The sequence below is a fragment of the Candidatus Agathobaculum pullicola genome (assembly GCF_052117205.1).
GTDB classification, from domain to species: Bacteria; Bacillota; Clostridia; order Oscillospirales; family Butyricicoccaceae; genus Agathobaculum; species Agathobaculum pullicola.
In genome coordinates this window covers 1-25,374 of the sequence record NZ_JBQKJP010000016.1, presented here as the reverse complement: position 1 = coordinate 25,374, position 25,374 = coordinate 1, and the positions used below count along the sequence as shown (strand labels likewise).

The following is a 25,374-nucleotide window of genomic DNA, read 5'->3' as shown; positions in this document are numbered from 1 at the left end:
CGTATACTATTATAGTTATGGATTTGAGAATTGCGGAAATAGGGAGTTAAGGACTTTATGAGCAAAGCAAAACCGTCATACGGTAACGAGAGCATTTCCTCGCTCAAGGGCGCGGACCGTGTGCGCAAGCGCCCGGGCGTCATTTTCGGCTCAGACGGGCTGGAAGGCTGCGAGCATGCGGTGTTCGAGATTCTGTCCAACTCGATTGACGAGGCACGTGAGGGCTTTGGCACCGAGATCGTCACCACCCGCTATGAGGATGGCTCGATTGAGGTGGCAGACCGTGGTCGCGGCATCCCAATTGAGTGGAACGAGAATGAGCAACGCTATAACTGGGAGCTGGTGTTCTGCGAACTGTATGCGGGCGGCAAATACAAAAACGATACAGGAGAAAACTATGAGTTTTCGCTTGGTTTGAACGGTTTGGGCACTTGTGCGACCCAGTATTCCTCGGAATATATGGATGTAACAGTCGTTCGCGACGGGTTTGAGTACAGCCTGCATTTTGAAAAGGGTGAGAACAAGACTCCGACCAAGGAGGGGTTTACCAAAAAGCCGTCGACATCGAAAAAAACCGGTACGACCATTCGATGGAAGCCCGACCTCGAGGTGTTTACCGATATCAACATTCCGGTCGAGTATTACCTTGATACACTCAAGCGGCAGGCCGTGGTCAACAGCCATATCAAGTTCGTGCTGAAAAATCAGGTTGGCGGCAAGTTTGAAACAACCGAATTTCTCTATCAGAACGGTATTGTGGATTATGTCACTGAGTTGGTCGGTGAAAACCCGCTGACTTCGGTGCAGTTTCTGGAGGGCGAGCGGCGTGGCCGTGACCGGGCGGACAAGCCGGAATATAAGGTGAAGCTCAGCTGTGCGTTTTGCTTTTCCTCTGCGGTATCGCGTATCGAGTATTACCACAACTCCTCGTGGCTGGAGCACGGTGGCGCGCCGGATAAGGCAGTGCGCTCGGCGTTTGTTTCAGCACTGGACGGCTATCTCAAGCAGAATGGCAAATACACCAAGAATGAGAGTAAGGTCACGTTTCAGGATGTATTGGACAGTCTGGTGCTCGTGACCAACTGTTTCTCCACCCAGACCTCGTATGAAAACCAGACCAAAAAGGCGATCACCAACAAGTTCATTCAGGAGGCAATGACCGACTTTCTCAAGCAGGGGCTCGAGATTTACTTTATTGAGAACAAGGCTGAGGCGGATAAGATTGCCGAACAGGTTCTCATCAACAAGCGCAGCCGTGAGCAGGCCGAAAAGGCGCGATTGAACATTAAGAAAAAGCTGTCCGGCGGCATGGATTTGGCCAACCGCGTGCAGAAATTCGTTGACTGCCGTACCAAGGATGTCACCCGCCGCGAACTGTATATTGTGGAGGGTGATTCCGCGCTCGGTTCGGTTAAGCAAGGGCGGGACAGTGAGTTTCAGGCGATTATGCCGGTGCGCGGTAAGATTCTCAACTGTCTGAAAGCGGATTACGGCAAGATTTTCAAAAACGATATCATCACCGATCTGCTGAAGGTGCTCGGCTGCGGGGTGGAAGTGCGTGGCAAGGCGGCGAAAGACCTGTCCGCGTTCGATCTCGAGGCGCTGCGCTGGCGACGCATTATCATTTGCACCGATGCTGATGTGGACGGCTTCCAGATCCGCACGCTGATTTTGACTATGCTGTATCGGTTGGTGCCGACGCTGATTGAAAAAGGTTATGTCTATATTGCTGAATCGCCGCTTTATGAGATCACCTATCGAGATAAAAGCTATTTTGCATTCGACGAGAGTGAAAAAGCCGCGATTCTGCAAAAACTTGAAGGAAAAAAGGTGCTGATTCAGCGTTCCAAGGGTCTGGGTGAAAATGAGGCGGATATGATGTGGGAGACCACAATGAACCCTGAGACGCGCCGCCTGATTCGTATCCAGCCTGAGGACGCCAAAGCGACCAGCGAGATGTTCGATTTGCTGCTGGGCGATAATCTGTCCGGACGCAAGGAGTATATCGCGGAAAACGGCGCACAGTACCTCGAGTTGGCAGATATATCCTGACAAGGAGTTAAATTTGGATGGCAAAGAAGAAAAACGACGAGCCAAAAGTATATAAGGAGCATCCCTCGGTTGACCAGCGCATCACGGATACGCTGCGTGAAAACTATATGCCGTATGCAATGAGCGTGATTGTATCGCGTGCGATCCCTGAGATTGACGGCTTTAAGCCATCTCACCGCAAGCTGCTGTATACGATGTACAAAATGGGGCTGCTGAATGGCAACCGCACCAAGTCGGCCAACATTGTGGGTGCCACGATGAAGCTCAACCCGCACGGCGACGCGGCCATCTACGAGACGATGGTGCGTCTGACGCGCGGCAATGAAGCATTGCTCATGCCGTTTGTCGATTCCAAGGGCAACTTCGGTAAGGTGTATTCACGTGATATGGCCTACGCCGCACCGCGTTACACCGAGGCAAAGCTGGATGCGTTCTGCGCGGAGTTATTCCGTGATATCGACACGGACGCAGTGGATTTCACCGATAACTATGATGGCACAATGAAAGAGCCAACGCTGCTGCCGACGACTTTTCCGAATATTCTGGTTTCGGCTAATACGGGTATCGCGGTTGGTATGGCATCCAATTTCTGTGGTTTCAATCTGGAAGAGGTATGCCGCACGACGATGGAATGTATCAAGAACCCGGAACACGATCTGCTCACGACCCTGCCCGCGCCGGACTTCACAACCGGCGGTGAGCTGATTTACGACGAGAATGAGATGCGCGCCATTTATGAGACCGGCCGTGGATCGTTCAAGGTGCGCGCGAAGTGGGCGTTCGACAAAAAGGAAAACCTGATTGAGGTTACGGAAATTCCATACACAACCACCATCGAGGCGATTATTGACAAGATTGCAGAGCTGGCCAAGAGCGGCAAGCTGCGTGAAATAGCAGATGTACGAGATGAAACCGACCTGTCCGGTCTGAAGATCGCGATTGACCTCAAGCGTGGCACCGACCCGGAAAAGCTGATGGCAAAGCTGATGAAGCTGACACCGTTGATGGATAGCTTTTCCTGCAACTTCAATGTGCTGATTGGCGGCATGCCGCGCGTGCTGGGTGTGCGTGAGCTGCTCGATGAGTGGACGGCATGGCGCACCGAGTGCGTGCGTCGTCGAGTGTTTTTTGACCTGAATAAAAAGAAAGATAAGCTGCACTTGCTGCACGGCTTAGCCAAGATTCTGCTGGATATCGATAAGGCGATTCGCATTATTCGCGAGACGGAAGAGGATGCTGAGGTCATTCCCAATTTGATGATTGGCTTCGGTATCGACCAGATTCAAGCCGAGTTTATCGCAGATATCCGCCTGCGCAATATTAACAAGGAGTATATTCTCAAGCGCACGCAGGAGACTGAGGCGCTGGAGAAAGAGATTGCAAAGCTCGAGGAAATCGTTAAATCCAAGGCGAAAATTCGGAACATCATCGTCAAAGAGCTGGAGCAGGTCATCAAGAAGTATCCATCGCCGCGCCGTACCCGTCTGGTAACGGCGGAGGCGGTGCCGACGTTCGATGAGGAGGATCACATCGAGGATTATACGGTGCTGCTGTTCCTGACGCGCGAAGGCTACTTCAAGAAGATCACTCCGCAGTCGTGGCGCATGTCGCAGGAGCATAAGCTTAAGGACGGCGATGAGGTGATTTGGCAGGCCGAAGCTACTAACAAGGCCGAGATCGTATTCTTTACCAATATGCAGCAGGCGTACAAAGCGCATCTTTATGACTTTGACGACTGCAAGGCATCGGTGCTGGGCGATTACCTGACCGGCAAGCTCGGCATGGACGAAGGAGAAATGCCGGTATATGCCATGTTGCCGGGCGATTACAAGGGCAATATGGTTATCGTGTTCCAGAACGGCAAGGCTGCGCGTTTCTCGCTGGAGAGCTTTGAGACCAAGACCAATCGCCGACGCCTGACCGGCGCGTATTCGGCCAAGTCACCCGCAGTAGCGTTCTTCCATCCGATTGATGAGGAAACAGAAATCACTATGTTCTCGACGGCTAACCGTGCGCTGACTTTCCGCGCAAACATGCTGGATATTAAGGCCAGCCGCTCAACGCAGGGTGTACAGGCTATGGTGCTGCGCGGTAAGCACACGATTACGCGCGCCTGCCGCATGGAGGACGCAGGGCTGTCTGACAACGGGCGCTACCGCTGCCGCAGCATTCCGTCTATCGGTGCGCTGCTGACCGATGAGGATCTTCCGGAGAAGCAGATCAAATTTGAATAACTGCAAAAACAGCCCCGCCGCACGGTCGATGTGCGGCGGGCTTTGTCTTGCGCGCATTTTTGCACTGTGCTATAATAAAATCCATAAGAAAGGGGCGATTTTACATGCTCAATCAGCAGATGGCCGCGCTGGGGAACAACCGTTCCACCATCCGCGAGCTTTTTGAATATGGCAACCAGCGGGCGGCGGTGGTGGGCCGGGAAAATGTATTTGACTTTTCGATTGGCAATCCGAATGTGCCTGCGCCGGATGCAGTGCGTCAAGCGATTTTGGCTGAAGCCGCGGGCGATCCGGTTGTGCTGCACGGCTACACCTCTGCGCAGGGTGCAGCGGATGTGCGTAAGGCACTGGCGGACAACCTGAACCGTCGTTTTGGAACGGCTTATATGGGCGACAGTCTGTACTTGACCGCAGGGGCGGCGGCAGCATTGTCTTGTGCCTTCAAGGCGATAGCCTGTCCGGGGGATGAATTTGTTGTGCTGGCGCCGTATTTCCCCGAATATCTCATGTTTATTGAAAGTGGAGCGGGAGCTAAGGCGGTTATCGTGCCGCCTTCCATCACGGATTTCCAAATCGACTTCGATGCGCTGGAGCAGGCGCTAAGTGATCGCACTAAGGCGGTCGTAGTCAACTCGCCAAACAATCCGTCGGGCGCGGTTTACTCGGAGCAGACTGTGCGGCAGTTGGCCGCGCTATTGCGCGAAAAAGAAAAGCAGTTCGGGCACCCCATCTATCTGGTATCGGATGAGCCGTACCGAGAGATCGTATATGATGGCACACAGGTGCCGTTTGCCCCGAACTATTATGATGATACGATTGTGTGCTATTCTTACTCCAAGTCGCTTTCGCTGCCGGGCGAGCGCATCGGCTATGTGCTGGTGCCGCCGCAGGCGGCCGACAGCGCTGAACTGTATGCTGCTGTGTGCGGTGCAGGCCGTGCGCTTGGCTATGTATGCGCGCCCAGCATGTTCCAGCGCATAGCAGCGCGCTGCGCGGGACAGACGAGCGATATTTCAGTCTATCAGACCAATCGTGATCTGCTTTATGAAGGACTTACCGGTATGGGATATACCTGCGTCAAACCTGCGGGCGCGTTTTACCTGTTTCCGCAGACGCTCGAGCCGGATGATCGCGCATTTTGTGAGCGTGCCAAAAAATATGATTTGCTGGTTGTACCTGGTGCGGACTTTGGTGCGCCGGGCCATATGCGTATCTCTTACTGTGTGCAGACGGAAACGATTCGCCGGGCGCTGCCGCTGTTTGCTGCGTTGGCAGAAGAATATGGAAAAGGTTAAATTGTTGAAAACTTCTAATTGACTCCTGTAATATATGTACAAAATGTTAACAGAGATCGGAAATATTGCACAAAAATAAATGATATCAGTTGTATGATATTCATAAAACATGCCGCTTGTTTTTTTGCCGCACTCCGTGTATTATAATAGCAGAGATCAGGAAAGGATCTCAGAAATAATACACGAAAAGGAGCGTGACGAAATCATGATGAAGGGTTTCTTCAATGATCTGGTCGCAGCACGTACGCTGGATCTGGACCAGAACCGCGTCAAGTCGATGTCTCGCAAGGCGCGTCACATCGCCAAGTAATGCAAAACATTACGGTGGCTGCTGTGGCTGCCTTGAGGAGTCAGAAATGAAATGACAAATGAAAATGGCATGTAAAAGACCTTCCGGAACGGTTCGGAAGGTCTTTTGCTGTGCGCTCAGCCGGAGCGGCGGCGTTTGACGAGGGTAGCGGTATGCCGATGGAAGAACTCGGCACGTTCCGCTGCGGTTGCTGGCTGGATTTGCTGCTTTCCGCAGTCCGGACAGGTGCGCTGCTGTTCACTGCCAAGGAAAATATAGTGGCAGCATTTGGTTTGACAACTGTAAATCATGCCGTTCACCTCCTCTGATAGTAGAATACCAGAAGAGGTGTCCGATAAATTTCCCTTGCTTGCGTGCAAAAGGGGAAAAGTGCTATACTGGTTTTACGTCAAAAAAGGGGAAAAGAAAATGAAGGAACAAACAACAGGATTATTTCGTCGGTTATATATGCCTGCGGTCTTGTGTACCGCCCTGTGGGGCAGTGCCGCCCCCTGTATCAAAAAAGGATATGAGCTGTTTGCCGTTGCATCGGATGCACCATTTTCCCAGCTGTACTTTGCCGGATGGCGGTTTGCGCTGGCGGGGCTGCTTGTGCTGCTGGTGGCGCGCATCAAGGGACACCGTATTATTCCGGTGCGGAGCGAATGGAAGCCGATCTTCTGGATCAGTCTGTTTCAGAGCATGATTCAGTATGTATGCTATTACATTGGCTTGTCTGGCACGACCGGGACGAAAGGTGCGGTGCTCTCCGGCACACAGACCTTTTTTGCGCTCATTTGCGCGCATTTGTTTTTGCAGAATGATAAAATGAACCGACAAAAGGTGGTTGGTTGCCTGTGCGGTTTTGCAGGGGTGCTGGTGCTCGGTTTGGGTGGCCTGAACGGATTTAATCTGCATGGAGACGGCTTGGTGCTGCTGTCGGCGGTATCGGCCGGCGCAGGCGCGCTGGTTTCCCGCATCTATACACCGGGACGGGATCCGATGATGCTGACCGGTTGGCAGCTTTTGATGGGCGGCGTGTTCCTGTTAGTGGTTGGTTTGCTCGGTGGAGGCCGATTGGGAGCGGTCACACCGGTAGGTGTACTACTGCTGGCGTATATGGTGGTGCTGTCCGCAGCGGCGTTCACCATCTGGACGGCGCTGCTGGGCAAATTTCCGGTAGGCAAGGTCAGCTTGTTCTGCTTTTTGATTCCGGTGTTTGGCGCGCTGCTCTCCGCCATTGTGCTGGGAGAACAAATCCTGACGCTGCGTAATTTGGGCGCATTGGCGCTGGTTAGCGGCGGTATCGCGATTGCAAATTATGTGCGTGAGAGTAAAACAGAGGGCGGGCAGGCATAATAAAGAGAAAAAGGAAAAATAACATGGTTTTCAGTTCAGCGATTTTTTTGTTTATCTTCCTGCCGGTCGTGTTCGTGCTCGATCGCGTGCTGCCCAATGTACGGGTAAAAAACATGCTGTTGCTCATAGCCAGTCTGATTTTTTATTCGTTCGGGCAGCCGGTCTATTTGCCGTTGCTGCTGCTTAGCGTAGTACTCAACTATGCGTGTGGCTTGCTGGCGGCGGGTAAGTATCCGAAGTTAGGCGTTGGCATCGCGGTCGTTGGTGGAGTCGGCCTGCTGGCAGTGTTCAAGTATGCTGATTTTGCGCTTGGTACGATAAATGATCTGCTCGGCATGTCAGTACCGATGACTGGTATTGCACTGCCGATCGGCATTTCGTTTTTCACCTTTCAGGGACTGTCCTATGTGATTGATGTGTATCGTGACCGGTCGGTCGTTTCTCGCTCTTTTGTGAAAATTTTACTCTATATTTCCTATTTTCCGCAGTTAATCGCGGGACCAATTGTCAAGTATCACGATATCGAAAAGGAGATAGACCAGCGGCGGACCACACCGCATGAAATCGCTTTGGGCATCCGTCGGTTCATCTGTGGACTTTCCAAAAAGCTGCTGATTTCCAATGTGATGGGCCAAATGGCAGACGCGGTGTTTGCGTTGCCTGCGGGCGAAATCGGTATGTTTGCCGCGTGGATGGGAGCGATCTGCTACACCTTACAAATCTACTTTGACTTTTCCGGTTACAGCGATATGGCAATCGGAATGGGACGTATGTTTGGGTTTCATTTCCTTGAAAATTTTGATTATCCGTATACGGCAACCACAATTCAGGAGTTTTGGCGGCGCTGGCATATTTCGCTATCGACCTGGTTCCGCGATTATCTGTATATTCCACTGGGCGGCAACCGCAAGGGAAGGGTACGCACTTGGGTCAACCGCGTGATCGTGTTTTTCACGACCGGCCTGTGGCACGGTGCAAATTGGACGTTTGTATTGTGGGGGCTGTGGCATGGACTGTTTTCGGTGCTTGAGGACAGTGGCATCGTACCTGCCCGGAGACTGAAAGGCAGGGTGCTGGGTCATTTGTATACCATGCTGGTAGTCGTGCTGGGCTTTACGCTGTTCCGCGCAGCGTCTCTTGCGCAAGCGGGTGCGATGTTCTCGGCCATGTTCACCGGCATCGGCTTGCATTGGGCAGGAACCGTGACCGTGTGTTCATTATTAACGCCTATGTTCTTGTTAACGCTGTTTTTAGCGCTTTTACTCAGTATTCCTACCGCAAAACGTTTTCAGCCAAAAAACGAGGTGCTGACACTTGCAGGGGCGATGGTGTTGCTTGTGCTCTGCATGTTTAACCTGTCGGCGGGCACCTTTAATCCATTTATCTATTTTCAGTTCTAAGGAGGCTGCTTATGAAATACCGGATTTTTACTGCGGCCTTTGTGCTGCTCTGCTTGATTCCCTCGGCAGGTATGCTGTTTTTGCCGCCGACGCAAGCGGCTGCCAATGAGCGCTTGTCGCCCAAGCCGGTCCTACGAAACGAGGATGGCAGCTGGAATACGGCAGTGCTTGATCAGGTGACCGACTACATTGCCGACCACTTTGCACTGCGGCAGGAGATGGTCACCGCGAACGCCGCTTTGCAGACCACGCTGCTTGCTACTTCACCCGCAGAGGATGTGATTTACGGCTCGGATGGCTGGTTGTACTATGCCGCAACACTCGACGATTATCAGAACCACGCTACGCTGACGGAGGAGCAGGCGCGACAGGTTGCGCAGACAGTGGCGGACATGCAGGCATATTGCCAGGCGCGCGGCGCGCGGTTTGTGTTCACCATCGCACCCAACAAGAATTCTCTCTATCCTGAGCATATGCCTGTACGTTATCTGCAAAGCGATTCCCCGGGCAATTACGAGCTTGTTGCGAAATATTTGCAGGAATATGAAGTTGACTATGCTGATTTGTTCACTTTTTTCTCCGGGCAGGATGAAGTGCTGTATCTGCACACAGATTCGCACTGGTCCAACCGCGGCGCGGCGCTTGCGCATGATTTTCTGATGCAGACGCTCGGTTTGCCGTATACGCCGTTTGGTCAAGCCTCTTACAAAACGAAAAATACTCACCGTGGCGACCTGTATGAAATGCTGTATCCTAAGGGAACCGAGAGGGAAACACAACAGCAGTATGCAATTGACTTTTCCTATGTCACGCCACCGCGCACGGCAGAGGATATCCTAATGCAAACGACGAGTGAGCATGCGCAGAACGGGCGTTTGATCCTGTGCCGTGATTCGTTCGGAAACGCGCTGCATCCGTTTCTGGCTGCGGACTTTCGCGAAGCGGTCATCACGCGGCAAATGCCCTATCCGCTGACACAGGTGCAGGCGGGCGATACGGTAATTGTTGAGATTGTTGAGAGAAATCTCGGAAATTTGCTCAAATATCCGCCTGATATGGGGAACAATCAGGAGACGGAATCCGTCGAATAAAATAGAAACAACCGGGAGGACAAGATATGAAAAAGAAAATAACACTTCTGCTGCTGGCAGCGCTTGTGTGCGCCAGCCTGGCAGCCTGCGGCGGTAATCAGAATCCTACAGCCGAGGATAAACAGGAAAACGAGACCGTTGAGACGGTAACGGATGAGGAGAACAAGGACAAGACCGAGGATGTGACCCTCGAAGAGAATAAGTCTGAAGCGGATAAGAATGACGCGGATAGCCAGACTTCGGGTAGTACTTCACAGTCCAAGCCGCAGTCGGGCGGCGCATCGTCCGGCACGAGCACGGGTAGCAGCTCAACCAGCAAACCGCAGTCAAGCGGCACTACGTCGTCTGGTTCGAGTTCTTCTAACAGCAATACAACCGGTACGCCTTCCTCAGGCAGCTTGTCCGGTAATACTTCAACCAGCAAGCCACAATCCACTCCGGCTCCCGCTCCGCAGCCTGAGCCGACACCTGAACCGGCTAAGCCGACGGCTTCGCAGGCATCCGGTTATATTGGCTCTTCTGCTTCTGCGCTGGAGGGAGCACTCGGGTCACCCAGTTCTAAGACCTATTCGCCCAGCTGCATGGGTGACGGAGAGGACGGCGTATGGACGTACAGTGGATTTACCGTGTATACCTACCGCGAAAACGGTGTGGAAACCGTAGAAGCGGTTGCTTAAGCAAACAAAAAACCTTTGCCGAAAGGGCGGGGGTCGTAAGAAAGTAATATAGTTTTTTGCAGAAACGGCATGGCTTCGGTCATGCCGTTTCCTCTTTCAAAAGTTCATTCAGCGGGATAAAGCCCACAAGGTCATAGGAAATGCGGATGTTCTGCCGCCGCTTGCCGCTGCTCTTGTCAGGGGCTTCAATGTAGATCGCCTTGACAAGTTCCCGAAGAGCGTAAGGGGTAAGCTCCTGCAAATCCTCATATTTGTGTACCCGCTGGATAAACTGCTCCAAGTTTTCAATCTGTCGTTCCTGTACTTCAATTTCCTGCTGTAAGCTCTGAATTTCCACTTTGAGCTGCGTCTGCTCATCCTCATAAGTCTTGCTCATCATAGAGAACCGTTCATCCGTGATACGCCCTGCCACATTGTCCTCATAGATGCGGATAAACAGGCGGTCAAGTTCCGTCAACCGTTTTTCGGCCTGTGCCAGACGCTTTCTGTGTCCACGGATGGCTTCCTCGCTGGACAGGCGGAGCTTTTGCTCCATGACCTCCCGGAAGTGCTTCTCATACCGTGTCACATAGAAAATGACCGCTTTCATGTGCATCCAGACCAAATCTTCCAGAACAACCGCCCGGATGAAGTGAGCCGAACAGCTTCCCGTGTTGCTGCGGTAGTTAGCGCATACAAAGTGATCCTGCCGCTTCTCAAAGTAGTTGGTGGTGCAGTACCGCATTTTCGCTCCGCAGTCGGCACAGTAGACCATGCCAGAGAACAGACTACTTTTGCCCGTTTTCGTTCTGCGGTGACGCTGCTGCCGGATCTCCTGCACCTTGTCAAAGACTTCTTGCTCGATGATCGCCGGATGGGTGTCGTAGAAAACCGCCTGATTTTCAAGGGGCGTTTCCCTCTGCTTCTTGTCCCAGATGGAATTGGTATAGGTCTTGAAATTGACAGTGCATCCCGTGTATTCCCTCCGTTCCAGAATGTGAACGACCGTGTTGGTGTTCCAATGGTACGGATCAGCGGTTTCCGGGCTGGGTGCCTTGATGCCCTCACGCTTCTTGTAGGCGGTGGGGTTGAGCACCTTTTCCTCCTGCAAGAGCTTGGCGATCTGCATCGGTCCCCGTCCTTCCATGCACAGCTTGAAGATTCGCTTCACTATCACAGCCGCCGCTTCGTCTACGATCCACTTGGTTTTGTCTGCCGGGTCTTTAAGATACCCAAACGGAACATTGGTTGTCAGCGGTACGCCACGCTCACCCTTTGCTTTCTGCACAGCCCGGATTTTGCGGCTTGTATCTTTGGCGAAAAATTCGTTAAACCAGTTTTTGATACCGGCAATATCGCTATCTGTGCTGTTGGGGTCAATGGTGTCAAAGTGGTCGTTGATGGCAATATACCGCACATTGTATTTCGGGAAAGTGAAGTTGATATAAAGCCCGGTCAGCGAGGAATTTCGTCCCAGTCTGGATAGGTCTTCTTGTGTCAAGTAGGAACTAAAAAAATATTGAGAATTTACAAGCCGTTCATAGGTGGACAACCACCCGTGAACGGCTTGCTGCATCTCATCAAGCCCCTGATTGATTTGTCTGAGCCGGATTCTGATCCTCCCGCCGTTCTGGCATTTCTGTCTGACGCTCAGGATAATCTTTATCGTCAAGCTGTTCCTTGGTAGCTACGCGGGCGTAGACCGCAACGATCAACCTACTCAGCCTCCGTTTCTGAAAGGAAGTCCTTGAACTTCCAGACGATTTCGATGTTGTCCTGATTGTGGACATAGACTGCTGAGATAAATGCGTGAGCCAGCTCATAGGTCAGAGCCGAACTGTTCCGGTACTCATTGCACACGGCATCCAGCCGTTCGTCGGAACAAGGCTGCTCAGAGTCAAGCTCCCGCATTCGTTCTTCGGCAAACCGGATCGCCTCAGCGTTCTCCGCTAACTTGGCATCGGTGTCGGATTTCTGCTTGAGGTATTCCTGCTTCGTAATGCTGCCGGAAGTGTACTTCTCGTACAGCCGCAGCTTCACACCCTTGAGCTGTTCTGTCTGTGTCTGCAAGGATCGTATCTTGGCGGCGCATTCCGTGATCGCTGACTTCCTGAGATACCCGACCTCCCGGTTCTGAACCGCCTGTTTTTCTGCCAGTGCCAGATAGTCCCCAATCGCATGAAAGACGATGGACTCCAGCCATGCTTCGCTGTACTTTTCGCCAACCGCACAGTCAGTATCTTTATCGTGCGTTGAGTGCGTACAGGTAAAGAAAATACCGTCGTTTCTTGTTTTTCCGCGATACATGGCGCGTTTGCAGTTGCCGCAGCAGATTAGCCCCCGCAGCGGATATTCCTTGACCTTGCGGTCAGGATTTTTAATACCACCCCGGATAACCTTCTGCGCTTCTTCAAACTCTTCCTTGCTAACGATGGCTTCATGAGTTCCCTCAACGATGATCGGATCGTTGGCTACTGTCCGCCTGTTTCCCACACCGCAGGACTTCCGCTTGTGACTGACCATTGCTCCGGTATAGAGCTGATTGACCAGCACTTTGTGAACCATAGAGGTTGTCCAGCTTATCTTTTCGCTCATGCGGAGAAACTTCTTGTTGTCAGGGTACTTGCTTCTGAAATACTGGCCGGGTGTCGGAACCTTTTCGTCGTTCAGCATATCCGCAATGACGGAGGTATTGTTTCCGGCCAGAGCCTCGTCGAAGATGCGCCGGACAACGGCAGCAGAGTCAGGATCAACTGCAAGGGCATTCCGCTTTGTCGGGTGCATCATATAGCCATAGGGCGCATATGCCACAACAATCTTTGGTGATACAAACTGCCACTCGTCCCGCTTCGATCTCCGCAAGCATGGCTTGGAATCCGGGGCGGTCATAGTTCGTGCCACTGTACCCATCGTCCACGAAAAAGGTCGGGTTAGGAAAGCGATTCTCTTTAGCGTACTGGAGCAGGATCATTTTTTGATTCTGTATGGAGTTCGATTCATCCTCTTTGCCGCCGTTTTTATTCATATCCTCTACGGAAAGGCGACAATAGAGTGCGGTGATTTTATCAGTTGCCCGTAACATTTCTGTTTCCTCCTTCAAAGGGGCAACTGCCAGTACAGGATTGGTTGCTTCTATTGTACCAAGAGTCTGTGAATTTGTCATTCGGAATCCTCCATCTTTTCTGTAAACTTTTCGGCCATGATGCGCTCCATTTTCCTGTCCAGCGTTTCCGTCCCGTCATAGCTCCCTGTAACGGTGTAGATCGTACCGCCGATCTCTTTCTGCAAAGTGAACTCCGGCAGCCAGAAAGCGGATGGATTTTTCACGCAGATGTGTCCGTCCTCATCAAACCAGAAATTGTGTCTGGGATGGTCGGGCGGCAGCGGTGCGGGTTTCAGATACGGGTCGGGATTGGTAAAGTAATATCCCTCCGGCTCGTCATGCTCCTGCTGCTCCCATTCCTCAATCTCTGCCAAAAGCTCTTGGTCGATTTCATGTTCAAATGGTTTCTTCTTGCTCATAAGTGCCTCCTGAATTTGTGTAAGAATTAGTGTTCGATTTCCTGTTTTTTCTGCCGTGTAACAGCGTTCTGACGCTCCTGCTCATGGATGACCTGCTCCACCTTATATTTGATCTGCCAGAGCTTTTTTACCTCCGCATGGATGGGTGAAAGCTCCGCTTGTTCGGTCTTGTACTCCTGTTCCAGACGGTCACGCTCTCTGCGCCATGCAGTGATGGGCAACTTGCCATCCTTGAAATATGTCTTCAACTTGCGCTCTGCCATGTGATACAGGCGGAGTGTATTTTCATTTTCGGACATAAACTGCTCCCGCTTGCCTTTCCATTTGATAGTCGCTAACTTGTCGGCAACGGGCTTGCCATCGGTGTAAAACTGCACCATGCGGAGAAGCTCGTCCAACTCTTTCATGCGGTCAGACTTGCCACGCATGGAGCTTTTCAAGGTGTCGATGTGGTCACTCAGAACAGACACACGCTCCTGCAATTCTTCGGGCGTTGTCAGCTTGTTCTGCATGAGATAATTGACGATCTCATTGAACTCCTTGAGATTGCCGATCTTCGCTTTCTGGCTCCAAGCTCCTGCGTTGCGGTTGGTGTAATACTCGCTGAGAAGCTGCGCCAGATTGGGAGATTGCGGCTTGCTCAATTCCTCATGGGCTTCTTTCAGCCAGTCAAGCAGCGCAGAGATTTTCTTTTTCAGATTGCGGATCAGATCGTTGGTCACCTTGATCCATCTGTTTAGATCACCCTTGTTGGTGCGGATGCCCTTTGCTTCCATCGCCCGGACGGTCCCACCCTCATGGACGGTGGGAAGCTGGTCAATGCCTTGTCGTTCATAGCTGCGGTGATCGATACGACAGTCCAGTTCCTTTTCAGCAAACTTCTGATTGCATAGATCAGCCCACGCTTGCCGCCAATGCTCCAAGGTGTCGGGACTGCCCCAGTCGGTGGTCGGCACAGCGTTGAATACATAGTTTCCTGCTTCATCCCGGATGCGCTCGCCATGCTCGTCAAGTAAATATTCCCGCCGCTGCTTGTTGCCCCATCTGCCGTGTTCATCCAGAGGACGGATAGGACACATAACATGAAAGTGGGGATTGGAAATGCCGCCGTCCTCCTTGTCGGGAGAGTGAACAGCGAAGTCCACCACCATGCCCCGACTTACAAACTGCTCCAATAAAAATTGCCTTGCGAGCTCGATGTTTTCCTGCACGGAAAACTCGTTTTGCAAGGCAATGTCAAAGCTGTATGCAAGCTGCGCTTTCTTTCCCCGTTCCGCTTTTTCTACTTCATTCCATAGTGTTTCTCTGTCAGAGAAAGAGGGTGGGGCATGAGGCGGTAGCAGGATTCCCGAACAGATCACGCCGCCCTTTTTGGTGTAGTCGCTGTCCTCGCCGTAGTATTCGCTATGCAGCTTTTCGCCGGAACGATAGGCGGCAGACGCAATAGCGGATTGTCCTGCGCTGCGCTTAATTTGTGTGACATGAAAATGATATAGTGCGATATTTAACACCTCTCTTTCTGTTCAGCCCGGTTGTGTTCGTTGACCGCTTCCATGAGCAAGCCCTTGACCTCCGGGACAGCAAGGGCTTTTTCCGCAAAGGAGTAAAACTCGGTTTCGGTCAAAACTTTTGTCAGCGGTGCGACGCTTTCAATGGCTGCACCACGGGTGATAAGGTGGTGCGCCCGCTTGCGCCGATCTCCTTTTTCGTAGTAGGTGATGCGGTTTTCAAGCTGCTGCTTTTTGTGTTGAAGCTGCGAGAGCCTGCGTTCATTTTCCGCTTTCTCTGCTTCCAGTTGGGGAATGGTTTTCTGTTTTGCCATAGTGTATGACCTCCTTGATTTTGATTGGTGGATATAAAAAGACCGCCTACCGAAAATCGGTAAACGGTCATGGGTACATATTCAAAACTTTGTGAGTGGTGCTGTTTGCATCAGCAAATTGCGCCAATCGCAAAGTACACAGGGATAGCCATAAGGGGTCCCCGCAAAATCGCATGATTTTGTGGGGAGAGGAGGAGCAAGGGAGTGAGCGCAGTTTTCGCCGCAAGGCGGAAACGGAGCCGAGCGGACTTTGCGACGACGATGGCGCAAGGGGTGCAGCCCCTTGTTCGGAACGAAGTGACGCAAAACAGCCCGGACTTCAATCGTCCGGGCTGTCTGCCTCGCAGAGCGCACATACAGGGCTTGCCCCTGTATAGAAGTGCGCCCTTTGTTCCAAAAGGGTTTTATACGTTACTCAACTCTGCTGCGTACAGTTTGTCGAACTGCCCAGGGCAGCGGACATCGTAGCGGTTCATCAGGGCATCGAAGGTACACTTTGTCAGCGCATAGAGCTCCTGAAGCTCAGTATCAAACAGCAGGTTCTCGGTCGATTCCGGGTCGGCCAGCGACGGAATGTTCCGTGCCCTGCGTTGCATCAGATAGCCGAACGGGATATTCGCCAGCTTGTCAATTGCAAGATACGGCCGGTCAAGTGCCTTGCCGTAGCGAAGGAACGCTGCGTTCAAAAAACCTGTCGTATAGTCCTCGTCAGTAAAGATAAACGGAATGTTCTTGCACGGGAGAGCGTCCAGCTCCTCGATGGCTTCCTCCAAAGAAACACCATGCTCCAGCATATCATCCGTGATTCCGGTCAGCTTGGTAATATTCTCCGGCAGCGGCTCCGGCTGACGAATATAAATCGTGCTTTCGCCATGCACCTCGAAATTTGCCATTTTTGAAAAACGGATTGCAACAATCCGGTCTTTCCAGACATCCAGCCCGGTCGTTTCAATGTCAATCAGATACCATGCATCGTTGAACATATTATTGTGCATAGTCTTTCTATTCTGCCAGCATGGCAGCGATGACTCCCGCAGCAGCTTGATCGCAAGCTTCCGGTTGCGGTCTATCCGCTTGCGCAGGTCGATCACCAGAATCGGGAACTCCGGCATCGGAATCGAACGATTCTGCTCACGGGTCATGGGGTCTGAAAACAGGAGAATCGGTACAGGGTGATAGTGCGTGCGAAGGTAATCCTGATCGTACAAAAACCACGTAAGTTGCTCCTCGGAGAGCCGTTTCGGGTTTAGTACCATGCACCGCACCTGATCTGTGATGTGTTCGATCATATCCTCGTCCAGCGCGTCGGGCTCTACGCTCAGAATGGGGAAAGTGATGGGGAACAGTACGCTTAATGTTTGCAGCTCTGTCCTTGTCAGTCCGACACAGAAAACATCATTTGTCATAGTTTAAGCTCCTCCCCGTCTTTCAACAGGACAACTTTCCGGTTGGGGCATAGGGCCTGCATCTTCTGCGGCGCATCGGTGTGCATGGGAATAACAATTTCTGGATCTGCTTTTTCGATGACATGGCGTAAATCCTCCGGTGCGGCGTGTCCGCTGGTGTGCAGCAGTTCCCAAGTGCCGGTCAGTGCCAGAAAGTCTGGAATTGTGCTGCCGGGTTTCGTGCGGTAGCCGTCCCTCATGGAATAGAGGATAATACTCTGCGCCGGGTCAAACTGGCGGATCATGGCTTCAAACTGCCGGTTAGCGCGGACAAACATCAGACCGCCCAACGTTTGAAACCGTGGAAGCAGGTTGTCACCATAAACGGTCAGCTTTGGCATTTGATAAAATGTCGAAATACCGGCCCAATGCTCAGAGACGGTCTGAACCAGTGTTTTCTGATAGTTGTCACAGATACAGTATTTTCCATAGGGCACTGCCCGCGCCAGTGCAAAAATCCGGTCAAGGTTGGTGGTCGCGCACAGCACGAACACATATTTATATTGCCGCAAATACGTTTTCACGCGCTTCTGCAAATCCCATTCTGTCACCACTGCGCCATCCGAGCGGGACACCGTCGTTCCCTCGGTGATGACGGCATTAACCTTGCCGATTCGTCTATCCAGAATCTTGTCCATCGTTCCGCCGCGCACACCGTGCAGTCGGAAATCGCCGGTGTAAAGAACACGCTTGCCGTCTGCTTCGATCAAAAAGAGATAGCTGTCACAGGCAGAGTGGTCAATACAAAAGGGTGTGATTTGGATGTCGCCAATGAGAAACGGTTCGCCAGGAGAGAAGGTTTGAATGGTCTGCATCCGAGCGGAGAGTGCGTCATTTTTATGCCCGCCATGTTCTGCTGACTGGAGCATAATGTCCTTCGCCAGCGCCCCGGCATAGAGCGGAATCTCCGGGCGGATGCGCAGCATCTGACCGGTGTGGTCGCCGTGATAATGGGTAAACAGAACAGCGTCACAGCATCCATCGGTATCGGTCACACCCGGAATGTTCAGTGGAGCGGAGACAAAATTGGGGTCAAGGGACAGCTCATCGCCCATGTCAATGAGGATGCGTGTCGTTGCCGTGGAGATTTCTGCGGCAATGCCGCCGATCTGATGCGTCCCACGATGAATGCAGAGTTTCAATCCCATTCCTCCTTTCAGACCTCGCCATAGAGCATCGAAATTCCATGAAACAGCTTCCAGCCTCGAAGTGACCGGTCATATTCGATCCATTCTCCGGTGGCTTGCAGGGCGGCAATATAGCGCTGTACACTGCGCAGCGGCAGTTCGGTCAGCTCAGCCAGTTTCTGCGTGGAGATGCCAGGATGACTCCGGATCAAGGCGAGGATTTTCAGCCCGTTTACCAACTTTTCACTGTATTCGTGCGCCTTTTTACTCTTGCTGTGTGCCGTGAGCAGCAGATATTTGAGCTTGTCCGTGATCGCATCAAAGGAATCGTAGCATTTGAAAAACTTTTGCAGCTCTTTTGGAGGTTTGGGCTCTCCAAGCCAGATAACGGTTTCGTCGGTGCAGCCGTTGACCTGCGAATAGTAATCGAAGATCATGCCGATGGAATCCTGGTCCATCTCCGGGGCATAGATGATCAGTACCTCACAGTTGATTGCGATCAGGTCGGTCGGCGCATCGGTGTCAAAAACCTCATAGTCCCGTGTCGGGATATTATCTTCCACGAGTGCGTTCTGTTCTTCGGTCAGACCGAAGGTATTGATACGATAGTCCCGACTCATTTTTTGCCGCCTCCCTTTGTGAGTTCGCTTCTTGCCACGTCAAAGTTTGTCCCGCAGGTGATGCACTGCATCCGAATGTACTGTTTCGCCAGCTTGTTCTGCTTGAGCCGGATAACCAGTGCAATGCTCCAGAACACGATGCCCGCGATCGTAATAAACACCGAGATCATATACCCGCCGAACGCAACAACCAGCCACAGGATAAACCATGCGCCGAACTCCACCTTGGGGTACGGTACGCAGCGCACATTGTGACTGCCGCAGTTGGGACAGGCAATGTCGTCGCCGGACAGGGTTTTGTTTTCGTTTATTTGCTGCTCATCCATAAAAAATTGTCCTCCTACTGTCTTTCTTGATGGCAGTATAGCAAACCGCCGCGACAACAGGGTGGTAGAGTTGAAAAGCTAATAATCCAAAATTTCGATTTCCCATTTTGATGGCGTTCCCGTGTCACAGTCAGGAACTTCTTCTAAATCAAGCGGAGCGGCATTGGGGCTCTTTACGGTAGGAATGATAATGATCGCCCCTGGGGTGCAAGGAGTATCACAACCAGTGACACCATTTGCATAGGAAGTGCTTGGTGATACCGTTTCGATATTTTCAAAAGGAAACCGGAGTAACTCGACCTTGACGCCATCATCACTCATTTTGTCCATCAGTCCAACAAGGTTTCCGTGATTGCCTAATGTATTATATTCGTTGTTTTGAGTGCTTCCCTTGAAAAACAGCGGGCAAATCCGAACTTCCTTGCACTTACCATCTAAACCGTAACTTCTTAACAGCTCGTCCATATCCACCGTCTTGTAATAAGTGTAAATCTCCAAAACGCAGCGAAGCAATGTTTCCTTGCTCTTAGGTGCTTTTAACTCAATCAGTCTCAAAATCCCTGTGGATTCGTCGAAAGTCATCAAATCAATTTTACCGGCTCGATCGCTTTGCTTGCTTTTCAGCGGAACTTGATAATCGATGACCTCGCCGAGTGGGTTCAGTACCTTTTTCTGGGCTAAAGCCAGTGCGATTCGTTCTTCCTTTCGGTTAGAAGTTTCGCGAGGCGTTGTTCCGTTATGCGAGCCAATTTTGTAGTTCCCACGTTTGATTTTTTGAATCTGATCAAATAAATCGTAGTGTTCCAACAAATACTCAGAAATGATTTCTGTGTAGTACCTGGCACCATCGGCTTTATAAGTCGTTCCGGCATGATTTATGCAGGTAGCCATGTAAAAAGTTGACATGTCCTTTGCGACTTCTTCTATTTGTGCAATCGTCTCAGTTCTGGTATATTTTCGTCCCATGATTCATATTCCCCTTTCATTTCTCTATATAAATACGATTCAGGTCAAAAAATGACAACCGACTATGGAATACTATGTTTCTATTTCTTCAATTCTTTTCACAATGCGCATGGTTGCTTCACTTGTGTCGAGCTTGTAACAAGATGCTGAAACAAAATATTTTCCCTTCCGGTTTTTCGGGAAATCCTTTTGCTTTTCAACCTGATACCCGAATGGCTTTAAGATGCTCTTGATCATGCGACCGACAACAGTCCGAGTGAACCCATCGCTGAAGTCGATCGTCGGATTATCCATTTCCTCATAAAATTGTTCTAACTCCAAGACACAGCCGGCAAGAGCTGGTTTGCCTTGATCTGCATATTCAGCCATTTTAATGATGATCTCATCTTGGTTCAGAAAATCAAATATTCTGTTCGCATCCGTATTGAACTCAAAGCCGGAACAGTTTTTGTTGTCCGTAATAAAGCCAGAATACGTTGCTTTCATCTGTAAGCCCCCTTAATATCAGAGGCGTATTTTCACGCCTCTGATATTATTGTACTCTACATTTTCAAAAAGTCAAGATGTTCTGTTGTTTTTTATTGATAATGTTTTTCGGGCAGCAATTTTCTCACACCGTTCTTCTTCGCCCACTCGCTTGCCCCCCGTCTCCGTTCCTCACTGTACGGTGCTGTCAGTCGGAAGCTCAGCCGTCCTTTCTCAATTTCAAAGGTCAGACCGCCTTGCTCGTCATCGTCGGTCTGGCGGCAGTATTGCGGGTGCTTTGCCGCAAATGCCATCAGCCGCTTTTTGAGATCGGTGTTGTGGGTCTGCACCTCGATCATACCGCCATACTCGTCAAAATAGATCACCGTTGTCTTTTGCTTTTTGGTAAGCCCTGTTCTCATAAAACCTCCTGATCTTCACGATTTTTTCTCAGCTCTTGAATTGGAAAAGTGCTGCGATTTTTTGATGGAAACGCCCAAAACGATGCGGGGTACATTTCACTTTGTCCTACCGACTGATTTGCCACTTTTCCAGCTCTTGACTGCATTTTCATGGTGTTCTGTTCGTGTGGCTTTTCAGCCACTCCACCAGCTCATTTTTCATCACCAATTTGCGCCCGCCGATCCGTAAGGTTGGGAAGTCCGGGCTACTCAAAAGGTTGTATGCTCCCGCTTTGGAAATCTGCAACGCCTCTGCAAGCTGCTTAGCATCCATCACATCGGGCATGGTTTCAAACGGTTCTCTGCTCATAAAAACCTCCTTTCGGGCATGAAAAAGCAGCAGTCACCATTTTGGTAACTGCTGCCGCTTCTGCGTTTGTTTACTTGTCCAAATACTTCTGATATTCCGCTGTCACAAAGCCCTCATAAGCGGCTGCGATCTTGGTGATCCGCTTATGGACTGCGCTGGCAGTTTTGTAGCCAACCCTGTCTGCGATCTCCTGTTCGGTGTAGCCCTCCATACGCAACTTCAATATCTCCCGGTCTTTCTCTGTAATGGTACTTTCCGCAAAGGAAGCAATCTGCATTTCAGAAATAACAGAGTTCTCAAAATCGCTGCGGGGGTCTGCCACATCGAAAATGTCCCCGTCCTCGCTCTCCATCATTTCATCCAGAGAGATCGGCTTGCCGGAACGGTTGTGATGCCACTTCCGCATGAAGTTAGTCTTAACGGTGCTACTTGTGGTTTCGTAGTCCTCTACGGTGCGGTTTTCCCAGATCGCGTCGATCATCGGCTGCCAGTTCTGCTCTGCAATCACCATGTCGGTGACATTACCGATCAGATTGCTGAACTGCTGATAGGTCAGCCACGGCACTTCCACACCCTGCGGGATGTTGTAAAGGTTTTGGAAGCCAAGCCCGTTCTGCTCAAACTTCATTCGGATGTAGGGGATGATACTGTACGATAGCCGCCACAAGGGGAAATATCCTGCGTACTGCGTCCAGTTTCCGGGGATGTCACGATAATTGCCTTTGCGGTCTTTTACTTGGAAAAACTGCCATGCGCTCCATGCGTAGCAGTCCCACACAAGCAACTTGAACATATCGTCACATACGATGTGGTCATACTTGTCCGTCCGCAAAACCTCATAGGGACAGCGGGGCAGATCGTAGGCGGGCTTCCACTTTTCCGCAAGCTCCCTCGGCAGACTGTAAAACAGGGTCAACCATGATTTATCACTGTCCTGCGGTATCTCAATAATCTCACCGGGCAGCACCACAATGAATCCTTTCGGACTTTTCCGCTTTTCCATAGGCGTCACCTCCAATCGTTTTGAAATAGCCCTCTACTATATATGGCATGAGAAAGGCTGAATTGTTCCAATGTTTCCAAAATTTTTTGAGATTTTTTGAAAAAATCTCGGAATGAAAAGAATGGAAAAGATATGAGTTAATTATACACGAAAAATGTGAATAAATCTATTGCTTCCACGCATAGGCAAAAAAATAACGGGTACTCGGTTTTCACCGAATACCCGTTATCTCGTTTACCAACCCCGTCTGACAGATGCCATAATCGTAATTTCTGGAATTACTTTCTTATGAGCACCCGTGTAAGGGCAAAGGTTTTTTTGTATTTCTCCTATTACAATATATTTGCGGGTTAAGGCACGGCAGCCAGCCGTGTCTTTTTTCGTATTGTTGCCTAAGCAGTTAGAATGAGAGAGTCTTGGCCTGATGTATTCCTCCCAGGACCATTGCGTCCGAGCATAAGTCCGTCAGCCAGTCTCTCATTCGCAGCGTTCGATTTATGCAGGTTGAGCCGCCACACCGGTGCGCCCGTGTCATCAAATAGATTGGATAGGCAATGATGAAAAGGCTGGATGCCAAAAGACAAATCTACGATGGGGAGCGATTTGCATGAACAATGTGGCAGGGGTTGATGTTTCCAAAGGAAAGAGCATGGTATCTGTTCTCCGCCCCTTTGGGGAAGTGGTGGCAAAACCGTTTTCTGTTGGCCACACCGGCAGTGAACTCAAGGAGTTGGCAAACTACTTGAAAAGCCTGGAAGGCGAGACCCGGGTGGTCATGGAGCACACCGGGCGGTACTATGAGCCCGTGGCCCGCTTTCTCCACGAGGAGGGCATCTTTGTCAGCGCGGTCAATCCAAAGCTTATAAAAGACTATGGGAACAACACCCTGCGCAAAGTGAAAACAGACAAGGCGGATGCCCGGAAGATCGCCCGCTATGGGCTTGACAACTGGACGGAATTGCGCCAACATACACCCATGGACACGATTCGTATGCAACTGAAAACGCTGAACCGGCAGCAGGGTCTATACTCCAAAACCAAGACGATGATGAAGAACAACCTCATCGCCCTTCTGGACCAGACCTATCCCGGAGTCAACAATCTGTTTGACAGCCCTGTCCGCGAGGATGGCAGCCAAAAATGGGTGGATTTTGCCATGGCTTTTTGGCATGTGGACTGTGTGCGGAATATGAGCCTTGTTGCTTTTACCGAGCGATACCAAAAATGGTGTAAGCGGCACGGTTACAACTTCAGCCAGAGCCGAGTTGTTGAAATCCACGCTCGAGCACAGGATTTGATTGCCATGCTTCCAAAGGACGCTCTAACCAAAACCGTAGTACGGCAAGCCATTGACGCACTGAACGCCGTCTCTGCGTCTCTGGAACGGCTCAAAGCCGAAATGCGTACTCTGGCCGCCCAACTCCCCGAATATCCAGTTGTCATGGCCATGCGCGGCGTGGGAGATTCCCTTGGCCCACAGCTCATGGCGGAGATTGGAGATGTGACCCGCTTCACCCACAGAAACTCCATTACTGCTTTTGCGGGCGTTGACCCTGGTGCTGACCAGTCTGGCACCCATGAGGCAAAGAGTACGAGGGCTTCCAAAAGTGGGCCGCCAGAACTGCGCAAAGCACTCTTTCTGGTCATGGACTGCCTGTTGAAAACCATGCCGCAGGATGACCCTGTGTACTGCTTCATGGACAAGAAACGAGCCGAGGGTAAGCCTTACTTGGTCTACATGACAGCCGGAGCCAACAAGTTCTTGCGTATCTACTATGGGCGGGTAAAGGAGTATCTGGCTTCTCTGGAAGATACTGATTGACCACTTCCATATTCTTTCAATTTGACCGGTGCTTGCGCGGCGGTCTTTTTGTTATACCCTTTTTCGCCTCCTCCTGAGTCTGCAATTTTTCTCAATTTCCTATTGACTTTTTATTTGCAGACTTATAGAATGACACGGCGTGGTTTTTACACAATCTCGCGCACCGGGCGACAGGGCACGCCAACGGCAAGAACGCCAGCAGGGATATCCTTGGTTACCACACTGCCTGCGCCGATGACCACGTTATCTCCGATGGTCACGCCGGGCAGCACCTGCACCCCCATACCAATCCAGACATTATTGCCGATGGTGATAGGTTTGGCGTATTCCAGCCCGGCGTTGCGCTGTGCGGTGTCGAGCGGGTGCCCGGCCGTGGAAAAGCAGCAGTTTGGACCGATGAACACATGGTCGCCAAAGGTGACCAGCGCACCGTCCAGCACAACCAGATTGTGGTTAGCGTAAAATGCCTTCCCGATGCGGATGTTGCTGCCATAATTCACAAAAAATGGCGGCTCGATGTAGGTGTCCTCTCTGCAGGAACCCAGCAGTTTGTGCAGAAGATGCAGGCGTTCCTCTTGTTGGGTACTGCGCAACTGGTTGTAGTCCATACAGAGATCTTTTGCTGTCGCGCGGGCCTGCAGCAGATCCGGGTCGTAATTGGCATCATACAGCAGCCCTGCGGCTGCTTTTTCTCGTTCAGTCATGTTGCTCTCTCCTCAGTTTTGATGGCGCACCAGCTCGTAATCATCGCCGGAGCGGTAATAGGGACAAGGGCCGCTGCGCTGCGACAGGCGGTAGAACTCGTCTTCATCCAGATAGGCTTCGCAGACATGCTCGCCCACGATGTCGTCATATACGTTGTACGCGCAGCCCTCACAGGTACCGGTCATGATGGTTTCCCCCAATCATACAGGTGTTGTGCGAAATGAAAAGGCATTAGGATGCCGGTCATTGTCTCTGATAAAAGCATAACACATTTTGTGGAAAGGTTCAAATGGTGTAGGAGTACAATACATCTTGGACAGTTGAATAAAAAAGGATGAAGGATAAGACCACATCGGTTAAAGTTGAGTTGCTATACAACAACTTGTCGAAAGGGGGCCATATCC

Annotated in this window: 24 protein-coding genes and 1 pseudogene; 8 read left to right on the top strand and 17 right to left on the bottom strand. The window is 51.1% G+C overall.

The window, feature by feature from the left end:
* Nucleotides 1-57 precede the first annotated feature (57 nt).
* From ACTQ3V_RS07455 to ACTQ3V_RS07445, 3 genes are all read left to right on the top strand, one after another.
* Nucleotides 58-2,052 carry a DNA gyrase/topoisomerase IV subunit B gene (locus ACTQ3V_RS07455; RefSeq protein ID WP_441466967.1) on the top strand — a complete coding sequence of 665 codons (1,995 nt, stop codon included), beginning with the start codon at nucleotides 58-60 and terminating at the stop codon, nucleotides 2,050-2,052.
* Nucleotides 2,053-2,069: 17 nt separating this feature from the next.
* Complete coding sequence (locus ACTQ3V_RS07450) at nucleotides 2,070-4,286, top strand: DNA gyrase subunit A (protein WP_441466966.1); 2,217 nt, start codon at nucleotides 2,070-2,072, stop codon at nucleotides 4,284-4,286.
* Between the two features lie 104 nt (nucleotides 4,287-4,390).
* Entirely contained in the window at nucleotides 4,391-5,581 is a 1,191-nt protein-coding gene (locus tag ACTQ3V_RS07445; protein WP_441466965.1) for a pyridoxal phosphate-dependent aminotransferase, read from the top strand.
* A gap of 426 nt (nucleotides 5,582-6,007) precedes the next feature.
* Here ACTQ3V_RS07445 and ACTQ3V_RS07440 read toward each other — a convergent pair whose 3' ends face one another.
* Nucleotides 6,008-6,181 carry a hypothetical protein gene (locus tag ACTQ3V_RS07440; RefSeq protein WP_441466964.1) on the bottom strand — a complete coding sequence of 58 codons (174 nt, stop codon included), beginning with the start codon at nucleotides 6,179-6,181 and terminating at the stop codon, nucleotides 6,008-6,010.
* A gap of 118 nt (nucleotides 6,182-6,299) precedes the next feature.
* Between ACTQ3V_RS07440 and ACTQ3V_RS07435 the strand changes: the two genes are divergently transcribed.
* The 4 genes from ACTQ3V_RS07435 to ACTQ3V_RS07420 are packed head-to-tail and all read left to right on the top strand — an operon-like array spanning nucleotide 6,300 to nucleotide 10,397.
* Nucleotides 6,300-7,229, top strand: a complete 930-nt coding sequence (locus ACTQ3V_RS07435; RefSeq protein WP_441466963.1) for a DMT family transporter — start codon at nucleotides 6,300-6,302, stop codon at nucleotides 7,227-7,229.
* 23 nt (nucleotides 7,230-7,252) lie between these two features.
* On the top strand, nucleotides 7,253-8,629 hold the full coding sequence (locus tag ACTQ3V_RS07430; RefSeq protein WP_441466962.1) for an MBOAT family O-acyltransferase: 1,377 nt from the start codon (nucleotides 7,253-7,255) through the stop codon (nucleotides 8,627-8,629).
* A gap of 11 nt (nucleotides 8,630-8,640) precedes the next feature.
* Nucleotides 8,641-9,720, top strand: a complete 1,080-nt coding sequence (locus ACTQ3V_RS07425) for an alginate O-acetyltransferase AlgX-related protein (RefSeq protein ID WP_441466961.1) — start codon at nucleotides 8,641-8,643, stop codon at nucleotides 9,718-9,720.
* A gap of 26 nt (nucleotides 9,721-9,746) precedes the next feature.
* Complete coding sequence (locus ACTQ3V_RS07420; protein ID WP_441466960.1) at nucleotides 9,747-10,397, top strand: hypothetical protein; 651 nt, start codon at nucleotides 9,747-9,749, stop codon at nucleotides 10,395-10,397.
* 79 nt (nucleotides 10,398-10,476) lie between these two features.
* Here ACTQ3V_RS07420 and ACTQ3V_RS07415 read toward each other — a convergent pair whose 3' ends face one another.
* The 14 genes and pseudogenes from ACTQ3V_RS07415 to ACTQ3V_RS07350 all read right to left on the bottom strand — a co-directional run bounded on the left by ACTQ3V_RS07415 (nucleotide 10,477) and on the right by ACTQ3V_RS07350 (nucleotide 22,443).
* A complete protein-coding gene (locus tag ACTQ3V_RS07415; RefSeq protein ID WP_441466959.1) occupies nucleotides 10,477-11,952 on the bottom strand; it encodes a recombinase family protein in 1,476 nt (491 codons plus the stop codon).
* Between the two features lie 140 nt (nucleotides 11,953-12,092).
* Nucleotides 12,093-13,458: pseudogene (locus ACTQ3V_RS07410) on the bottom strand (recombinase family protein).
* Nucleotides 13,459-13,535: 77 nt separating this feature from the next.
* Nucleotides 13,536-13,898 (bottom strand): hypothetical protein, encoded by a 363-nt coding sequence (locus tag ACTQ3V_RS07405; protein ID WP_441466958.1) that lies wholly within the window; start codon nucleotides 13,896-13,898, stop codon nucleotides 13,536-13,538.
* 26 nt (nucleotides 13,899-13,924) lie between these two features.
* Nucleotides 13,925-15,400 (bottom strand): MobQ family relaxase, encoded by a 1,476-nt coding sequence (gene mobQ / locus ACTQ3V_RS07400; protein ID WP_441466991.1) that lies wholly within the window; start codon nucleotides 15,398-15,400, stop codon nucleotides 13,925-13,927.
* Nucleotides 15,401-15,402: 2 nt separating this feature from the next.
* Nucleotides 15,403-15,720: a DUF3847 domain-containing protein gene (locus ACTQ3V_RS07395; RefSeq protein ID WP_441466957.1), complete on the bottom strand. Its 318-nt coding sequence runs from the start codon at nucleotides 15,718-15,720 to the stop codon at nucleotides 15,403-15,405.
* 404 nt (nucleotides 15,721-16,124) lie between these two features.
* A complete protein-coding gene (locus tag ACTQ3V_RS07390) occupies nucleotides 16,125-17,126 on the bottom strand; it encodes a 3'-5' exonuclease (protein WP_441466956.1) in 1,002 nt (333 codons plus the stop codon).
* A complete protein-coding gene (locus ACTQ3V_RS07385; RefSeq protein WP_441466955.1) occupies nucleotides 17,123-18,307 on the bottom strand; it encodes an MBL fold metallo-hydrolase in 1,185 nt (394 codons plus the stop codon). Before ACTQ3V_RS07385 ends, ACTQ3V_RS07390 begins: the two co-directional genes overlap by 4 nt.
* A 14-nt stretch (nucleotides 18,308-18,321) precedes the next feature.
* Complete coding sequence (locus ACTQ3V_RS07380) at nucleotides 18,322-18,912, bottom strand: winged helix-turn-helix transcriptional regulator (protein WP_262396870.1); 591 nt, start codon at nucleotides 18,910-18,912, stop codon at nucleotides 18,322-18,324.
* Complete coding sequence (locus ACTQ3V_RS07375) at nucleotides 18,909-19,238, bottom strand: hypothetical protein (RefSeq protein ID WP_441466954.1); 330 nt, start codon at nucleotides 19,236-19,238, stop codon at nucleotides 18,909-18,911. Before ACTQ3V_RS07375 ends, ACTQ3V_RS07380 begins: the two co-directional genes overlap by 4 nt.
* A 78-nt stretch (nucleotides 19,239-19,316) precedes the next feature.
* Nucleotides 19,317-20,204, bottom strand: coding sequence for a hypothetical protein (locus tag ACTQ3V_RS07370; RefSeq protein ID WP_441466953.1), 888 nt, complete (start codon nucleotides 20,202-20,204; stop codon nucleotides 19,317-19,319).
* A 72-nt stretch (nucleotides 20,205-20,276) separates the two neighbouring features.
* Complete coding sequence (locus ACTQ3V_RS07365) at nucleotides 20,277-20,690, bottom strand: hypothetical protein (RefSeq protein WP_441466952.1); 414 nt, start codon at nucleotides 20,688-20,690, stop codon at nucleotides 20,277-20,279.
* Between the two features lie 92 nt (nucleotides 20,691-20,782).
* A complete protein-coding gene (locus ACTQ3V_RS07360; RefSeq protein WP_441466951.1) occupies nucleotides 20,783-21,091 on the bottom strand; it encodes a hypothetical protein in 309 nt (102 codons plus the stop codon).
* 148 nt (nucleotides 21,092-21,239) lie between these two features.
* On the bottom strand, nucleotides 21,240-21,440 hold the full coding sequence (locus ACTQ3V_RS07355) for a helix-turn-helix domain-containing protein (protein ID WP_441466950.1): 201 nt from the start codon (nucleotides 21,438-21,440) through the stop codon (nucleotides 21,240-21,242).
* A gap of 70 nt (nucleotides 21,441-21,510) precedes the next feature.
* Nucleotides 21,511-22,443: an RNA polymerase sigma factor gene (locus ACTQ3V_RS07350; RefSeq protein ID WP_441466949.1), complete on the bottom strand. Its 933-nt coding sequence runs from the start codon at nucleotides 22,441-22,443 to the stop codon at nucleotides 21,511-21,513.
* Between the two features lie 607 nt (nucleotides 22,444-23,050).
* On the opposite strand from ACTQ3V_RS07350, the gene ACTQ3V_RS07345 reads away from it, so the two are divergent.
* On the top strand, nucleotides 23,051-24,265 hold the full coding sequence (locus ACTQ3V_RS07345) for an IS110 family RNA-guided transposase (protein WP_441466948.1): 1,215 nt from the start codon (nucleotides 23,051-23,053) through the stop codon (nucleotides 24,263-24,265).
* 146 nt (nucleotides 24,266-24,411) lie between these two features.
* Here ACTQ3V_RS07345 and ACTQ3V_RS07340 read toward each other — a convergent pair whose 3' ends face one another.
* Nucleotides 24,412-24,969: a sugar O-acetyltransferase gene (locus ACTQ3V_RS07340; protein WP_441466947.1), complete on the bottom strand. Its 558-nt coding sequence runs from the start codon at nucleotides 24,967-24,969 to the stop codon at nucleotides 24,412-24,414.
* A 12-nt stretch (nucleotides 24,970-24,981) separates the two neighbouring features.
* Nucleotides 24,982-25,155, bottom strand: coding sequence for a DUF6472 family protein (locus tag ACTQ3V_RS07335; protein WP_441466946.1), 174 nt, complete (start codon nucleotides 25,153-25,155; stop codon nucleotides 24,982-24,984).
* Nucleotides 25,156-25,374 lie beyond the last annotated feature (219 nt).